This is a genomic window from Vibrio sinaloensis (assembly GCF_023195835.1).
GTDB lineage: Bacteria > Pseudomonadota > Gammaproteobacteria > Enterobacterales > Vibrionaceae > Vibrio > Vibrio sinaloensis_C.
Genome location: NZ_CP096199.1, coordinates 13509 through 28233 on the forward strand (window position 1 = coordinate 13509; position 14725 = coordinate 28233).

The 14725-nt window shown below is 50.4% G+C and carries 14 protein-coding genes and 1 riboswitch; of the genes, 5 read left to right on the plus strand and 9 right to left on the minus strand.

Features of this window, described 5'->3' with window-relative positions:
• Positions 1-8 precede the first annotated feature (8 nt).
• Positions 9-926, minus strand: coding sequence for a glycine--tRNA ligase subunit alpha (gene glyQ / locus MTO69_RS00050; protein WP_248330012.1), 918 nt, complete (start codon positions 924-926; stop codon positions 9-11).
• A gap of 223 nt (positions 927-1149) precedes the next feature.
• Positions 1150-1345: riboswitch (yybP-ykoY riboswitch) on the plus strand.
• Between the two features lie 33 nt (positions 1346-1378).
• Between glyQ and MTO69_RS00055 the strand changes: the two genes are divergently transcribed.
• Both MTO69_RS00055 and MTO69_RS00060 read left to right on the plus strand, forming a co-directional pair.
• Positions 1379-1933 (plus strand): TMEM165/GDT1 family protein, encoded by a 555-nt coding sequence (locus MTO69_RS00055; protein WP_248330014.1) that lies wholly within the window; start codon positions 1379-1381, stop codon positions 1931-1933.
• A 159-nt stretch (positions 1934-2092) separates the two neighbouring features.
• Positions 2093-2353, plus strand: a complete 261-nt coding sequence (locus tag MTO69_RS00060) for a hypothetical protein (protein WP_248330016.1) — start codon at positions 2093-2095, stop codon at positions 2351-2353.
• Between the two features lie 44 nt (positions 2354-2397).
• Here MTO69_RS00060 and tusA read toward each other — a convergent pair whose 3' ends face one another.
• On the minus strand, positions 2398-2646 hold the full coding sequence (tusA, locus tag MTO69_RS00065; protein WP_248330018.1) for a sulfurtransferase TusA: 249 nt from the start codon (positions 2644-2646) through the stop codon (positions 2398-2400).
• A gap of 135 nt (positions 2647-2781) precedes the next feature.
• Here tusA and MTO69_RS00070 point away from each other — a divergent pair, with 135 nt between their 5' ends.
• Positions 2782-2973 carry a hypothetical protein gene (locus tag MTO69_RS00070; RefSeq protein WP_248334481.1) on the plus strand — a complete coding sequence of 64 codons (192 nt, stop codon included), beginning with the start codon at positions 2782-2784 and terminating at the stop codon, positions 2971-2973.
• Between the two features lie 155 nt (positions 2974-3128).
• Entirely contained in the window at positions 3129-4070 is a 942-nt protein-coding gene (locus MTO69_RS00075; RefSeq protein ID WP_248330020.1) for a LysR family transcriptional regulator, read from the plus strand.
• A 148-nt stretch (positions 4071-4218) separates the two neighbouring features.
• Here the strand turns inward: MTO69_RS00075 and MTO69_RS00080 are convergent, their stop codons facing one another.
• From MTO69_RS00080 to ilvG, 6 genes are all read right to left on the minus strand, one after another.
• Positions 4219-5199, minus strand: coding sequence for an MDR family oxidoreductase (locus MTO69_RS00080; protein ID WP_248330022.1), 981 nt, complete (start codon positions 5197-5199; stop codon positions 4219-4221).
• Positions 5200-5395: 196 nt separating this feature from the next.
• The gene (gene ilvA / locus MTO69_RS00085; protein WP_248330024.1) at positions 5396-6925 is read right to left on the minus strand and encodes a threonine ammonia-lyase, biosynthetic; all 1530 of its coding nucleotides are present in this window, start codon (positions 6923-6925) and stop codon (positions 5396-5398) included.
• Positions 6926-6927: 2 nt separating this feature from the next.
• Positions 6928-8769 carry a dihydroxy-acid dehydratase gene (gene ilvD / locus MTO69_RS00090; protein WP_248330026.1) on the minus strand — a complete coding sequence of 614 codons (1842 nt, stop codon included), beginning with the start codon at positions 8767-8769 and terminating at the stop codon, positions 6928-6930.
• Positions 8770-8799: 30 nt separating this feature from the next.
• Positions 8800-9747, minus strand: coding sequence for a branched-chain-amino-acid transaminase (gene ilvE / locus MTO69_RS00095; protein ID WP_248330028.1), 948 nt, complete (start codon positions 9745-9747; stop codon positions 8800-8802).
• 12 nt (positions 9748-9759) lie between these two features.
• Entirely contained in the window at positions 9760-10044 is a 285-nt protein-coding gene (gene ilvM, locus MTO69_RS00100; RefSeq protein ID WP_248330030.1) for an acetolactate synthase 2 small subunit, read from the minus strand.
• A gap of 1 nt (position 10045) precedes the next feature.
• Positions 10046-11692 carry an acetolactate synthase 2 catalytic subunit gene (ilvG, locus tag MTO69_RS00105; protein WP_248330032.1) on the minus strand — a complete coding sequence of 549 codons (1647 nt, stop codon included), beginning with the start codon at positions 11690-11692 and terminating at the stop codon, positions 10046-10048.
• Between the two features lie 481 nt (positions 11693-12173).
• Between ilvG and MTO69_RS00110 the strand changes: the two genes are divergently transcribed.
• Entirely contained in the window at positions 12174-13697 is a 1524-nt protein-coding gene (locus tag MTO69_RS00110; RefSeq protein ID WP_248330034.1) for a YifB family Mg chelatase-like AAA ATPase, read from the plus strand.
• Positions 13698-13725: 28 nt separating this feature from the next.
• Here MTO69_RS00110 and MTO69_RS00115 read toward each other — a convergent pair whose 3' ends face one another.
• Positions 13726-14703 (minus strand): DUF2860 domain-containing protein, encoded by a 978-nt coding sequence (locus tag MTO69_RS00115; RefSeq protein WP_248330035.1) that lies wholly within the window; start codon positions 14701-14703, stop codon positions 13726-13728.
• Positions 14704-14725: the final 22 nt, after the last annotated feature.

The following is a 14725-nucleotide window of genomic DNA, read 5'->3' on the forward strand; positions in this document are numbered from 1 at the left end:
TCGACTCCTTACGCTTGATCTTTTTTACACATTGGGAAGCCAAGTGCTTCGCGCGATGCGTAGTAGGCTTCTGCAACCGATTTAGTCAGGTTGCGGATACGCAGGATGTAACGTTGACGTTCAGTCACAGAAATCGCTTTACGTGCGTCTAACAGGTTGAATGCGTGGCCTGCTTTCAGAATGCGTTCGTAAGCCGGCAGCGGCAGTGGTTTTTCAAGCTCAAGCAGCTCTTTACACTCTTTCTCACATTGTTCGAAGAAGCCGAATAGGAACTCAACGTCAGCGTGCTCAAAGTTGTAAGTTGATTGCTCGACTTCGTTTTGGTGGAAAATATCACCGTAAGTGACGTTTGAGCCGTCTGGTGCGACGTTCCAAACCAGATCGTACACAGAATCGACTTCTTGGATGTACATAGCCAGACGTTCGATACCGTAAGTGATCTCACCTGTTACTGGTTTACACTCTAGGCCACCCACTTGCTGGAAGTAGGTAAATTGAGTCACTTCCATGCCGTTTAGCCACACTTCCCAACCAAGGCCCCAAGCGCCGAGCGTTGGGTTTTCCCAGTTGTCTTCCACGAAGCGAATATCGTGAACCAGTGGGTCAATACCAAGAACTTCAAGGGAGCCAAGGTACAACTCTTGAATATTGTCTGGAGACGGTTTTAGCGCTACTTGGAACTGGTAGTAGTGCTGAAGGCGGTTTGGGTTTTCACCGTAACGGCCATCGGTCGGGCGACGTGAAGGTTGTACGTAAGCGGTCGACATTGGCTCTGGGCCAAGTGCACGTAGACAGGTCATTGGGTGAGACGTGCCCGCACCTACTTCCATATCTAGTGGTTGAACAATGGTACAACCATTTTGTGCCCAGTAATCCTGCAGCGCGAGGATCATTCCCTGGAAGGTTTTGATATCGTATTTTTGCATAGTAATTCGCGCGATTCTTTAAGTAAAAGTGGTGTCTAAAATAGAGAAAAAATAACAATCAAGTATAACGAGATATTCGCCTTGGGAGTAGGGCTAATCATGATTAATTGCTAGGCAAAAATCTCCTTTAATAGAAATTTTTTGCCTTATATAACCAAATTTTCTTAAAAGGGAGTAAATCTGCACTTTAGTACTTGAGATACGCGCGAGAGACGGATAGAATTTCGCCGTCTTTGGGGAGTAGCTTACTGAATTATCAACACTGGGATAATCGGTTCGTTCGTCAACATAATTGATGCCAAATCATCATGGCGTTCGAGACAAAGCGCGGCACTACACTACAACCATGTCGCTTTGTTTAGCAAGACCTTAGACAAATCATCACGAACCGAGGCGGGGCGTGAGGTTTGTCTTTGGTTTAAATAATAATCCCTGCCTCTTAAGAGCAAGTCGTGAGCGTTTTAGCTATCTCAATCACTACCGTCGCCTTGGCGGAAATTGGTGATAAAACCCAACTGTTGTCGCTGTTGCTAGCCAGCCGATACCGCAAACCTATTCCTATTATTGCAGCCATCTTTTTAGCCACGATTGCCAATCATGCCTTGGCGGCTTGGTTAGGTGTGGTGGTCGCAGATTACTTATCGCCGCAAGTGTTGAAATGGGTGCTGGTGGTGAGCTTTATCGCGATGGCCGCTTGGGTCCTGATCCCCGATAAGTTGGATGACGATGAACAGATTTCCAACCGAGGTCCGTTTATTGCCAGCTTCATTGCGTTTTTTGTCGCAGAAATTGGCGATAAGACCCAGATTGCCACGTCGATTCTGGGGGCGCAGTATGCCGATGCACTGACTTTGGTGGTGCTCGGCACCACGATAGGAATGCTGTTAGCCAATGTCCCTGTAGTGGTGATCGGTAAACTCTCCGCGGATAAGATGCCACTGGATCTTATCCGTAAAGTCACCGCGTTGCTGTTTGTTGCTCTGGCGGTAGGGGCGGCGCTGTTTTAAAGGCTGTTGCAGATAATCGGAGTAAACAGAACGAGTTAGCTTGTTTGGCCTGCGTTATAGCCGAGACAAACATTCGCTCTGAGACGTGATCGCTGACCTATTCGCGCCTCTATCGCCATGCTAATTTAACACTGTGAATGATAGCGAGAGGGCAAGCTTATGCTTACACGTTATATGGGGATGACCCCACGCAGTCAGAGTTACTTGTTCACCTTTGGTTTGGCGCTATGTCTATTAGCGATGGTGCTGACCGATATGTGGCTACCGATTGTCGCAGGGTCGTTTATTTTGACTGGACTGACAGTCGAGGCCTGGATTCGCGCTGAGCACATTATCCCGATGCATGAGGAGATGCGGGCAATGCAAAAGCAGATCACCAAGCTACAGTCGGAAGTGCGAACGCTAGAATATGATGAATAAACAAACGGCAGCCAAAAGGCTGCCGTTATTCTATCTACATGGCACTAAGCCATCCCTTTCTTTATCAGATATTGGTATGGCAGTTGGTCGGTTTGCGAACCAATCAACTGATGATCCATAAAGCGACAGAAACTGGGAATGTCGCGTGTGGTGGATGGATCATCGGCGTTAACCAGTAATACCTCACCATCTTGCATGTTGCGAATTGTCTTCCTGACCATCATTACTGGCTCTGGGCAGCGAAGTCCTTGCGCCTCGAGCGTTTGATTTGCCTGCTCTGGGTTGAATGTCATGGTCGTGTCTTTGGTTACTCAATTAGGCCTAGATGATACCCGTGAAGAAAAAATATTCAATAACCCCTTGGCAAAGTGATCATTTTGTTTTAACTTAGTTAACAAGTTGGTAACATCTTGAACGAGAGGGCAGATATTGTGACAGTTTTAGATCGACTCACTATCTATTCAGTGCTGTGTTTTATCTCATTCTGTGCTCTTGTGCTACGTTCACCAGCAGAATCATCGTCGTTCATGCCATTGCTCGGCATGGCCGCTACGGTGGTAGGGATTTGGCTCGAGATGCATCGCTGGCCGAGCGCATCTGAAGAGCAAGAAAACGGTTAACGGCCCTTCCAACTGTTACCGTTTTTATATCACTACGCTCAACTACATTCCGACACTATCCCCAGTTTTCTTGGGCTTCCCCGCTGAAAAGCGGGATTTTTTTTGCCTGAAAAAGGTACAATCGGCTTATCCCCAGACAAACAACATGGTTAGATGTGGAACTAGAAGATATTTATCGACGCGATCTTAATTTGCTGGTCGCTCTGCGAGTGCTGATTGAGGAGTGCAGCGTCAGTAAAGCAGCCCATCGTCTAAATTTGAGTCAATCGGCGATGAGCCGAGTGCTGGGGCGATTACGTGATTTGCTTGACGACCCTCTGTTTACTCGCCAAGGGCAGCACCTGATCCCAACCGAGAAAGCGCTGGAAATTGACCGTTTGCTAGGCGAGCCTTTGGAGTCGTTAAGACTATTGCTCTCTCCGGTTGAGTTTGAACCTAGTCGCTGCGACCAAACCTTCACCATTGCGACCACAGACTATGCGATGCAGACTATCTTGCCGTTTGCTCTGCCACGAATCTATCAAGAAGCGCCTAATGTGTCGTTCAACTTTTTACCTCTGCAACATGACAGATTGGCCGATCAGCTGACCTATGAAAACGCCGACCTTGCGATTTGCCGTCCGATGGGGCCGGTCGAACCATTGCGTAGTGAGATTTTAGGACGAGTTGGCGTGCTTTGCTTACTGTCAAAGCAGCACCCACTGGCGCAGAGTGAGATGAGTCTGGCGGATTATCTCACCTACCCACATGCGATGATTGCCATCAGCGATGGCGTAAAAGCGTTAATTGAAGGGGCGCTGGTGGATCAGCCCAAGCGTAAAATGGTACTGCGTGCCTATCATTTGGAAGCGGCGTTAGCGATTGTCGATACCATGCCGCTGATCATTACCGTCCCTGCTGATTTAGCGTATCTAGTTGCAGAGCGTTACGACTTGGTCATTAAGCCACTACCTTTTCAGTTTACGCCGTTTGATTACTCGATGATTTGGCATCCTCGTTGTGAGCATTCGCCTGCTCAGGAATGGCTACGTGGGATCGTAAAGGAAGAGTGTAGTCGCTTGATTGCCAAGCGGATTGAGGATATTGGGTTAGATTGACTTATTGAGTGGCTGCGTTTCTAGATAACCTGAATTAACACTGCTTCCCAAGTCGCTTGAGAGTCGCGATTCTTGTCGACCAGTGCAGAGCTCTTTCTGCGCATACTTGTCCGCAATGTCAATACAGGTTATTTGTGCCGAGGCTAATCTATAGCTTAATCACCACGCGACCCGTGACTTGGCCATTGGTGATGTCTTCTGCGTATTTTGCTGCTTCGGCTAGTTCTACTTCTGTACATGCTTGCTCAAAGTAGCTCTCTGGTAGTAGCTCAACCAATTTTTCCCACGCGGCGATGCGTTTCTCGGTTGGGCACATGACCGAATCGACACCTTGCAAACGAACGTTACGTAGGATGAATGGCATGACAGTGGTAGGCAGGTCAAAACCACCCGCCAGACCGCATGCGGCAACTACGCTGTTGTAATCCATCTGCGCCAACACTTTAGCCAGCACCTTGCTGCCGACGGTATCCACCGCACCTGCCCAAACTTGTTTTTCGAGTGGGCGCGCTGGTTCTTCAAACTCGACCCGGTCGATAATGCGCTTGGCACCAAGCTTCTCTAGTAGTGGACCGTTTTGCTCCACGCGACCAGTGACCGCTGCCACTTTATAGCCTAGTGTTGATAGCAGCGTCACCGCTACTGAGCCAACACCCCCACTGGCGCCTGTCACTAGAATTTCACCGTCTTCTGGTTTAACGCCGCCATCAATGATGGCTTGAACACAGAGCATTGCAGTGAAGCCTGCGGTACCGACCATCATCGCTTTTTTGCTGTCGAGGCCTTTAGGAAGTGGTACCAGCCAGTCTGCTTTTAGCCGCGCGCGCTGCGCCATGCCGCCCCAGTGGTTTTCACCCACGCCCCAACCCGTGAGGACGACCTTGTCACCTGCTTGGTAGCGTTCATCCTCTGAACTGACGACGGTTCCCGCAAGATCAATACCTGGCACCATGGGAAAGTTGCGGATAATTTTGCCTTTGCCGGTAATGGCTAAGCCGTCTTTGTAGTTGAGAGATGAGTAATCGACATCAATCAGTACTTCACCTTCTGGCAGTTGCGCGTCATCGATCTGTTCGATAGTTGCGATAGTACGTTTGTCTTCTTGGTTTAGAATCAGTGCGTTAAACATAGGTGGTCTCCACAAATAGAGCAGCAAATTAACAACTGGCTTAGAGTGTAGACTTAAAATTGGCATGACTAAAATGAAACTTTAGCATTATATCTATGCGTATCACGCATTTTAGCCAAGGCTTAATGAGCAGCAGTACGTGAACGGGATCGAAAAAAGAAAAGCCCTTAAAGCAAAAAGTTAAGGGCTTGAGATGTTAGGAAAGGAAGAACTTGTAGGATGGATTGTCGGTTTCATCCTTACATTGGTAACCTAGCTCGCGTAAATGCGCTGAAAATCGAGATAAATCCGACTCGTCCAGTTCAAAGCCACACAATACTCGTCCGTAATCCGCGCCATGATTGCGGTAGTTGAATAGGCTGATATTCCAATGGGTACCTAAGGTGCTCAAGAACTTGAGCAATGCGCCTGGGTATTCTGGGAACTCAAAGCTGTACAAACGCTCTTTAAGCGGTTTCGAGGGCTTCCCGCCAATCATGTAGCGCACGTGCAGTTTGGCCATCTCATCATCCGACAGATCAACCACCGGATAGCCGCCATCACGTAAGTCGTGAATGATATGATCGAGTTCTTCTTGACCGCCTAGCAGACGCACACCGACAAAAATATTGGCCAGTGAGTCATCGTTGTAGCGGTAGTTAAATTCGGTCACTGCTCGGCCACCGATCAGATTACAAAACTCAAAGAACGCGCCTTGTCGCTCAGGAATCGTTACTGCCAGTAAGCCTTCACGCTTTTCACCCAACTCACAGCGCTCAGACACATAGCGTAGACCGTGGAAGTTAGTGTTGGCCCCGGATAAGACGGTCCCTAGGTTTTTATCCTTAAGCCCATTTTGTTCGGCAAACTTCTTCAGACCAGCCAGTGCCAGTGCTCCGGATGGCTCAGCAATCGCACGAGTGTCTTCAAAGATATCTTTGACTGCTGCGCAAATTTCATCACTGGAAACCGAGATATGGCCATCAATGTATTTTTGGCACAGACGGAAGGTCTCTTCGCCAATGCGCTTAACCGCAACGCCATCGGCAAACATGCTCACTTGATCGAGAACCACAGGCTCGCCTGCATCGAGCGCTGCTTTGAGACACGCAGAGTCCTCTGGTTCGACGGCAATCACTTTGATTTCAGGCATCAGCTGTTTCACCAGTACCGCGACACCTGCGGCTAAGCCACCACCACCAACGGGGACAAAAATGTAATCAAGATGACCGTTTTGCTGCAGCATCTCCATACCAATTGTCCCTTGGCCCGCAATGACCAACGGATGATCGAATGGAGGGACAAAAGTGTAGCCATGTTCGGCTGATAAGCGCTCGGCTTCGGCTTTCGCTTCATCAAAATTACTGCCGTGCAGCACCACGTTGCCGCCAAAACCGCGTACCGCCTCGACTTTGATATCTGGGGTCGTCTTTGGCATCACAATCGTGGTTTTGATACCCAGCTTAGTCCCCGACAGCGCCATCCCTTGAGCATGGTTGCCTGCTGATGCCGCAATCACGCCCGCCGCTTTTTGTTCATCCGTCAGGCTCGCGACCATGTTGTACGCGCCGCGCAGCTTAAACGAGTGCACCGGCTGGCGATCTTCACGCTTGATTTGCACATGGTTGCCAATGCGCGCTGCGAGGCGAGGCATCTCTTGCAGTGGGGTGACCGTGGCCACTTCATAGACAGGGGCTCTTAAGATCTGGCGCAGGTAATCTGCGCCAGTTTGTTTGGTCAGAGTCATCTTTAGCCCTCTAGCTTAGATTTATCTCGTACCGCGCCTTTGTCTGCACTGGTCGCCATACTCGCGTACGCTTTAAGTGCGAATGAAACCTCACGTTGACGGTCAACCGGTTTCCAGCCTAACTGGTCTTGTTTCGCTCGGCGCTCAGCAAGCTCTTGCTCAGACACTTGTAGTGAGATAGAACGGTTTGGAATGTCGATGGCGATCATGTCACCCTCTTTCACCAAGCCGATCGCGCCGCCGTTCGCCGCTTCTGGCGATGCGTGACCGATAGACAGGCCAGAAGTACCACCAGAGAAACGGCCGTCAGTTAGCAGTGCACACTCTTTACCAAGACCCATGGATTTGAGGTAAGTGGTTGGGTAGAGCATTTCTTGCATGCCCGGACCCCCTTTCGGGCCTTCGTAGCGGATCACCACCACGTCGCCAGCTTTGACTTTGCCGCCTAAGATGCCCTCTACCGCATCCTCTTGGCTCTCAAACACAACCGCAGGACCGGTAAACTTATGGATGCTTTCATCCACGCCGGCCGTCTTAACGATACAGCCATCTAGGGCGATATTGCCTGAAAGCACCGCTAGGCCACCTTCTTGCGAGAAAGCGTTATCGATCGAGCGGATGCAGCCTTCAGCGCGGTCATCATCAAGGCGATCCCAGCGACAATCTTGAGAGAAGGCTTTAGTGGTACGAATACCCGCCGGGCCTGCGCGGAAGAACTTAAGCACGGCTTCGTCTTCCGTTTGCATGATGTCGTATTTGGCGAGCTGCTCTTTCATTGACAGACCCAGTACCGTGCGCGCGTTATTGTGCAGCAGGCCTGCGCGGTCAAGTTCACCAAGAATCGCCATAACACCACCAGCGCGGTGTACATCTTCCATATGGTATTTCTGAGTAGAAGGCGCCACTTTACATAGGTGTGGTACTTGGCGCGACAGGCGATCGATATCTTCCATATCGAAGTCCACTTCACCCTCTTGCGCGGCGGCCAGTAGGTGCAAAATGGTGTTGGTTGAGCCGCCCATGGCGATATCCAGTGCCATCGCATTTTCAAACGCATCAAAGGTAGCGATGCTGCGTGGCAATGCCGATTCGTCGTCTTGCTCGTAGTAACGTTTAGTCAGTTCAACAATGCGTTTACCGGCATTGATAAACAGCTGCTCGCGGTCTGCGTGCGTTGCTAGCATTGAGCCGTTACCTGGCTGAGAAAGACCGAGTGCTTCAGTGAGACAGTTCATCGAGTTGGCGGTAAACATACCTGAACATGAGCCACAGGTTGGACAGGCACTGCGCTCAATTTGCTCACTTTGCTCATCTGAGACTTTCGGGTCGGCGCCTTGGATCATCGCATCAACAAGGTCGAGTTTGATGATCTGATCAGAAAGTTTGGTTTTACCCGCTTCCATCGGGCCGCCAGAAACGAAAATCACAGGAATGTTTAGGCGCATCGACGCCATCAGCATTCCCGGAGTGATTTTGTCACAGTTCGAGATACATACCATGGCATCCGCGCAGTGGGCATTCACCATGTACTCGACGGAGTCGGCGATCAGTTCACGTGATGGCAGTGAGTACAGCATGCCGCCATGGCCCATCGCGATGCCGTCATCAACGGCAATGGTGTTAAATTCTTTGGCGATACCGCCTGCTTTTTCGATTTCGCCTGCAACCAGTTGGCCCATGTCTTTCAGGTGCACGTGGCCTGGAACAAACTGGGTGAATGAGTTCACCACGGCGATGATTGGTTTACCGAAATCTTCGTCTTTTACGCCGGTGGCACGCCATAAAGCGCGCGCACCGGCCATATTGCGTCCATGTGTTGTGGTTGCGGATCTGTATTTTGGCATTGTGTTACTTCCTATATTTGCCGGTGCTGTCTAGGCTTTGTCTGCGTCTTGTGGGTAAACGTAATCGAGCCAACCCCATTTATCTTCAGTGGTGCCATTAAATAGGCCGAAGTAAGCTTCTTGGAGCTCTTTGGTGATCGGGCCACGTTTACCACTGCCAACTTCAATTTTATCGATAGTGGCAACAGGAACGACCTCTGCTGCGGTACCGGTCATAAAGACTTCGTCGGCTAGGTATAGGGCTTCGCGCGCGATGTTCGCTTCACGGACTTCGTAACCACGATCTCGAGCTAATGTCATGATCGAGTCACGTGTGATACCCGGTAGGATGGCGCTGGTGGCTGGTGGTGTGGTGATCACTCCATCTTTAATGACGAAGATGTTTTCGCCCGCACCTTCAGATAGGTAACCATCAACGCTGAGTGCGATACCTTCATCATAACCGTGGCGGCGTGCTTCACCACCAACCAGTAGTGACGATAGGTAGTTACCCCCAGCTTTTGCTGCTGTTGGGATAGTATTCGGTGCCGCACGGTTCCAGCTGGAGATCATCGCATCCACGCCTTTTTCTAAGGCTTCTTCACCTAGGTATGAACCCCAAGGGAAAGCGGCGATGATCAGGTCCATTTCGGTACCAACCGGTGGGCACACGCCTAAACCCACATTACCCACAAAGCCCAGCGGGCGAATGTAGGCACTCTCAAGTTTGTTTTGACGTAGGGTTTCGCGGGTCGCTTCCATGATTTCCTCTACCGTGTATGGAATCGGGAAGCGATAGATTTTTGCCGAGTCTTTTAGACGCTTAGCGTGCTCAAGGTGACGGAAGACAATCGGACCTTTTGGTGTGTTGTAACAGCGCACGCCTTCAAAAACGGAAGTGCCGTAGTGCATCGCGTGGGTTAAAACGTGAACGTTGGCTTCTGCCCATGGAACCATTTCACCGTTAAACCAAATGTAGTCTGCTGTTTTTGTAGCCATTTATTGCCTTCCTTATGCACAAATTTTTTGTTGTAAGTTGTTATTTGGGAGTTCGTCATTCGCAATTTGCGTGACTTCAACAGTGCGCACATCCCACAGCTTTTCAATTTGGTTGGTGAGGAATGAGATAGGGCGGTCACTGTCGACGATGATTTCAACGCTGGCAATCTTGCTTTCGTGGTTCTGAGTCCCCGCCACTTGCTTGACAATGAAGCCGCGGTGGCGAACCACACGTAGAACACGTTCTAACAGTACCGGTTTATCGTCTGCTTTGATGTCGATGAGATATCTTTCCATGTTAGGTGTTCTCCAGCATATCGTTGTTCGATGCACCAGGTGGTACAAGCGGCCATACGTTTTCTTCTTCGTCGATTAAAACATGAAGTAAGTATGAGGTGTTACTTTCTAGCATCTCTTTTAGCGCTGGCTCAACTTCTTCTTTTTTGGTGATGGTTTTGCCAGGAATATCAAAAGCTTTGGCTAGCATGACAAAGTCAGGGTTGTCATCAAGAATCGTCTCGCTGTGGCGGCCATCAAAGAACAGTGATTGCCACTGACGGACCATACCCAAGCGCTGATTGTTGAGCAGGACGATTTTTACCGGGATCTGGCGACGCTTGAGGGTGCCAAGTTCTTGCACATTCATCATAAATGAGCCATCACCGGTAATGAGAATCGATTGGTCTCCAGGACGTGCCACTGCCGCGCCCATGGCGGCAGGTAAACCAAAGCCCATAGTGCCAAGACCTGCCGAGGTGATGAAGTTTTGTGGATTGCGCGGCTGAATATGCTGCGCTGCCCACATCTGGTGTTGGCCAACATCGGTAGACACAATCGAGCTGTCTGGCATTAGGTCGGACAGTTGCTTCAGTAGACCAGGGGCGTAGATGAGCTCTCCTGGATGGTCGTAACGCCACTTAAAGCCGCTGCGCAGGCTCTCGCTGTGTTTGAGCCAAGGGGTAATATCTTGCACTAACTCCAGTTGTGGCAAGATGGTTGGGATCTCGCCGCGAACTGGGGCATTGGCTTGGCGCAGTTTGTGGATTTCTGCGGCATCGACATCGATGTGAATCACTTTGGCGTTTGGCGCAAAGGTATCGAGCTTTCCGGTCACTCGGTCATCAAAACGAGCGCCAACCGCAATCAACAGATCACACTCTTGAACCACTAAGTTCGCTGCTTTGGTACCGTGCATGCCGAGCATGCCGAGATAATGCGGATCATGGCGTTCAATCGTGCCAAGCCCCTTTAGGGTGCTGACAGAAGGCATGGGATTGAGGCGTAGGAACTCACGTACTGAATCGGTCGCATGACCAAGCTGAACTCCACCACCTACATAGAGAACTGGACGAGAGCTTTGTGACAGCAGTTGCTGCGCTTGAGAAATGGCGCTTTGCTCGGCAACAGGCATCGCAGGTGGGGTAAAACCAGGTAGCGTGGTGACTGGCGCTTGAGCGAGTTGAACATCTTTGGCGATATCGACAATCACTGGGCCAGGGCGACCGGTTTTTGCGACTTCAAAGGCTTCTGCCAGAGTTGGGGCAAGCTCGTTGATGTCGGTCACGAGGTAACTGTGTTTGGTACAGGAGAGCGACATGCCGATCACATCCATCTCTTGGAAAGCGTCGGTGCCGATATGAGAACTGGCGACTTGCCCGGTAATGGCAACAAGAGGGATAGAGTCCATAAAGGCGTCGGCAAGGCCGGTCACTAGGTTGGTTGCCCCAGGGCCAGAAGTCGCCATGCAGACCGCGACATCTTGGGTTGAACGCGCCATCCCTATGGCCGCCATGGCTGCGCCTTGTTCGTGGCGGCAGAGGATGTGCTCAACGCCACCATCATACAGCGCATCATAGATGGGCATGATGGCTCCGCCTGGGTAACCGAAAACGGTTTTAATTCCTTGTTGGTGAAGTGCCGCTACGACTAACTCGGCTCCAGTCATCGTGCACCTCCTCGGCTGTCCCTAGTTTGGTTTTGTGTTGTGTTGCACGTCATGTGCGCTCCCATTCTTCCTGTCTGCTCTTGGTTTTCTTGAGCTTAGTTTCTATGTCAGCCAAAATTTTCAGCGTACTAATTGTAAAAAAACCCCCGGACTTTTCAGTGCGGGGGTTTTTTCTATTCTGTGGCTATCTTTCGCCCACTAGACCCCGCGCGGTGTCAATAATGACCACGATAATCAGGGCAATCAGTGCGTTGAAGCGGGCGTTGATATTCATTGTTATTTCTTGTGTTGTGTTTGCCTAATAAGGCACGAAATTGTTTGCGTCTCTAGTGGTAACACACAATTCCGTTAAATGACAAGCAAAAACTCATTCTTTTTTCACATTCTCTAAGCATCTGAGCAAGCTATATAACAACCTTGATAACAAATTAAATGAACTATCAAGGGGATAAATAATGTTCAACCACAAGATGATTTCACTATGGGGTTAGCAGTGATTCACAGCCGAGCTTGTGTCGGGGTTGAAGCGCCATCAGTGACGGTGGAAGTACACATTAGTAATGGGATGCCTGGTTTTACTTTGGTCGGTTTGCCAGAGACGACGGTTAAAGAGTCGCGCGATCGAGTGCGTAGTGCCATCATTAATTCCCGCTTTGAGTTTCCCGCAAAGCGGATTACGGTCAATTTGGCGCCCGCAGATTTACCCAAAGAGGGAGGGCGATTTGATTTGCCGATTGCGTTGGGTATTTTGGCTGCGTCAGAGCAGATCCCGCTCAGTGATTTGCATCATCAAGAGTTTGTTGGTGAATTAGCGTTGTCAGGTGAGTTGCGCCGAGTTAAAGGGGTGTTGCCTGCTGCATTGGCGGCCAATCATGCCCAAAGGCAGTTGGTGGTGCCGATGGATAACAGTGGGCAAGCGGCGTTGGTTGGCCGCGATAGACATAAATCTGCACAGAGTTTGCTCGAGGTGTGCGCCGATTTAGCGGGGCAGCAGCGTTTGGGACTGCACCCCAGTCTCGTGCCTGAGAAAACCGGTTCGTCTTCCCGTGACTTGCAAGACATTATCGGACAGCAGCAAGGTAAGCGAGCGTTAGAGATTGCGGCGGCAGGCAACCATAACTTGTTGTTTTTAGGCCCACCAGGCACCGGAAAAACCATGCTGGCGTCGAGGCTGTGCGATTTACTGCCGGAAATGAGCGATCAAGAAGCGCTAGAGACCGCATCGGTGGCATCGCTGACGCAGCAAGAGATCAATGAGCACAATTGGAAGTCGCGCCCGTTTCGCGCACCGCATCATTCCAGTTCGATGGCGGCGTTGGTTGGCGGCGGCTCCATCCCTCGGCCGGGAGAGATCTCTTTGGCTCACAATGGATTATTGTTTCTCGATGAGATGCCCGAATTCGAACGCAAAGTACTCGATTCGTTGCGTGAACCACTGGAATCTGGGGAGATCATCATTTCTCGCGCTCAAGGCAAAACCCGTTTTCCGGCTCGATTTCAGTTAGTTGGTGCGCTCAACCCCAGCCCGACAGGTTACTATGAAGGCAATCAATCACGGGTAAACCCACAATCGATATTGCGCTATTTAAGCCGTTTGTCGGGGCCGCTGTTGGACCGGTTTGACATGTCGTTGGAGATCCCTGCTTTGCCTAAAGGCACGTTAGCAGAAGGGGGCGACCGAGGAGAGCCTACGGAGGTGGTTCGCCAGCGCGTTCTGACGGCGCGAGCAACCATGTTGTCTCGCGCTGGTAAGGTGAATGCTCTGCTAGGCAGTCGAGAAATAGAGACCTACTGCCCATTGCATAAGCAAGACGCGGAGTTCTTGGAGAGTGCGCTGCACCGTTTGGGTTTATCGATTCGGGCCTACCATCGCATCATTAAGGTGGCCCGAACCATTGCCGATTTAGAGGGCGGCGCCGACATCGAGCGCCACCATCTAGCGGAGGCACTTGGCTATCGCTCGATGGATAGGCTGCTGCGGCAATTAACTGCGCAAGCGGTTTAACTAAGCTTGCGCAGGTGGACCAAGATGATTAGAACTTCAAGTTGATACCACCAGAGAGAATAAGCTGTTCGCTATCATAGAACTGGATATTCGAATCTGTTTGCCCGTAACCTGCGAACGAGACAAAAGAGAGATTGCGCCACCCCATCAACTGCTGGAACTCGTAAGCGGCAAAAAAGCTTAAATCATTGTCATCACGAGTGAGGCTGTACACCGGATGAACCGCCTCATAGCTAAGGTCAGTATAACTGGCTGTGAGTGCCAACTGGTGGCGGTCAAAGCGTTGAAATAGTGATAATTCACCGCTCCAAGCGTTAAACGAATGCGCATCTCCTTTGGCGTCTGATTCTAGATAGCTGATAGAGGGAACTAGGAACGTACTGCGGCTTAAGAAGAGGCGGAAACTGCCTTTGACATACAGCTTGTCGGCGTTGCGGTTGAGTAAGCTGGCGTTATAACCCGAATCAAGGCCAGATCGTTCGTTATCAATCTCTTGCTGTGCGATTGCTGTGTCCAAGGTAAAGCCTGAACCTGCAATGTTCGACAGCTTTAGTCGATAAGCGTTGCCTTGTTCGTCGGTGGTAGTGCGTGGTGAACCGACCACAAATGGATCGGCCCATGTTTCACCAGACATAATGGTCGGTAGGTAGGAGATATCAATGACTGTTCCGTTGGCTAATTTCTGCTTGAAGCCGAGCTCAAGCGCTAAGGTACCAATGGCGATGTCTTCGCGCGACGTACCGGCATAGAGCTGTTTATCTAACCCTTGACCAAAGGTAAAGGCAATGTTGCCTAGCGGCAGAGGTAAAAATTTGCTATCGCTTGGCGCTTTTTGGTTGTTGTCGCTAATGATCGCGTCATTATCGGTATTGAAATTGGAGCTTGAGGATATATAACCTGCACTCAGTGAGATCTCGCCACTGATGCCCGCAGAGTCGGACAGTTGGGCAAAAGCGAGTGGGCTAGATAATAGCGCAAGTGCAAAAAATATCGGTTTGGTTGGCATTTCCATTCTCCCTGGTGACCTT

Excerpts from the sequence above, each read along its gene's own strand:
- glyQ (WP_248330012.1), bottom strand. The coding sequence starts at position 926 with ATGCAAAAATACGATATCAAAACCTTCCAGGGAATGATCCTCGCGCTG.
- MTO69_RS00060 (WP_248330016.1), top strand. The coding sequence starts at position 2,093 with ATGCTTACACGTTATATGGGGATGACCCCACGCAGTCAGAGTTACTTG.
- tusA (WP_248330018.1), bottom strand. The coding sequence starts at position 2,646 with ATGACATTCAACCCAGAGCAGGCAAATCAAACGCTCGAGGCGCAAGGA.
- MTO69_RS00080 (WP_248330022.1), bottom strand. The coding sequence starts at position 5,199 with ATGTTTAACGCACTGATTCTAAACCAAGAAGACAAACGTACTATCGCA.
- ilvA (WP_248330024.1), bottom strand. The coding sequence starts at position 6,925 with ATGACTCTGACCAAACAAACTGGCGCAGATTACCTGCGCCAGATCTTA.
- ilvD (WP_248330026.1), bottom strand. The coding sequence starts at position 8,769 with ATGCCAAAATACAGATCCGCAACCACAACACATGGACGCAATATGGCC.
- ilvE (WP_248330028.1), bottom strand. The coding sequence starts at position 9,747 with ATGGCTACAAAAACAGCAGACTACATTTGGTTTAACGGTGAAATGGTT.
- ilvM (WP_248330030.1), bottom strand. The coding sequence starts at position 10,044 with ATGGAAAGATATCTCATCGACATCAAAGCAGACGATAAACCGGTACTG.
- ilvG (WP_248330032.1), bottom strand. The coding sequence starts at position 11,692 with ATGACTGGAGCCGAGTTAGTCGTAGCGGCACTTCACCAACAAGGAATT.
- MTO69_RS00110 (WP_248330034.1), top strand. The coding sequence starts at position 12,174 with ATGGGGTTAGCAGTGATTCACAGCCGAGCTTGTGTCGGGGTTGAAGCG.
- MTO69_RS00115 (WP_248330035.1), bottom strand. The coding sequence starts at position 14,703 with ATGCCAACCAAACCGATATTTTTTGCACTTGCGCTATTATCTAGCCCA.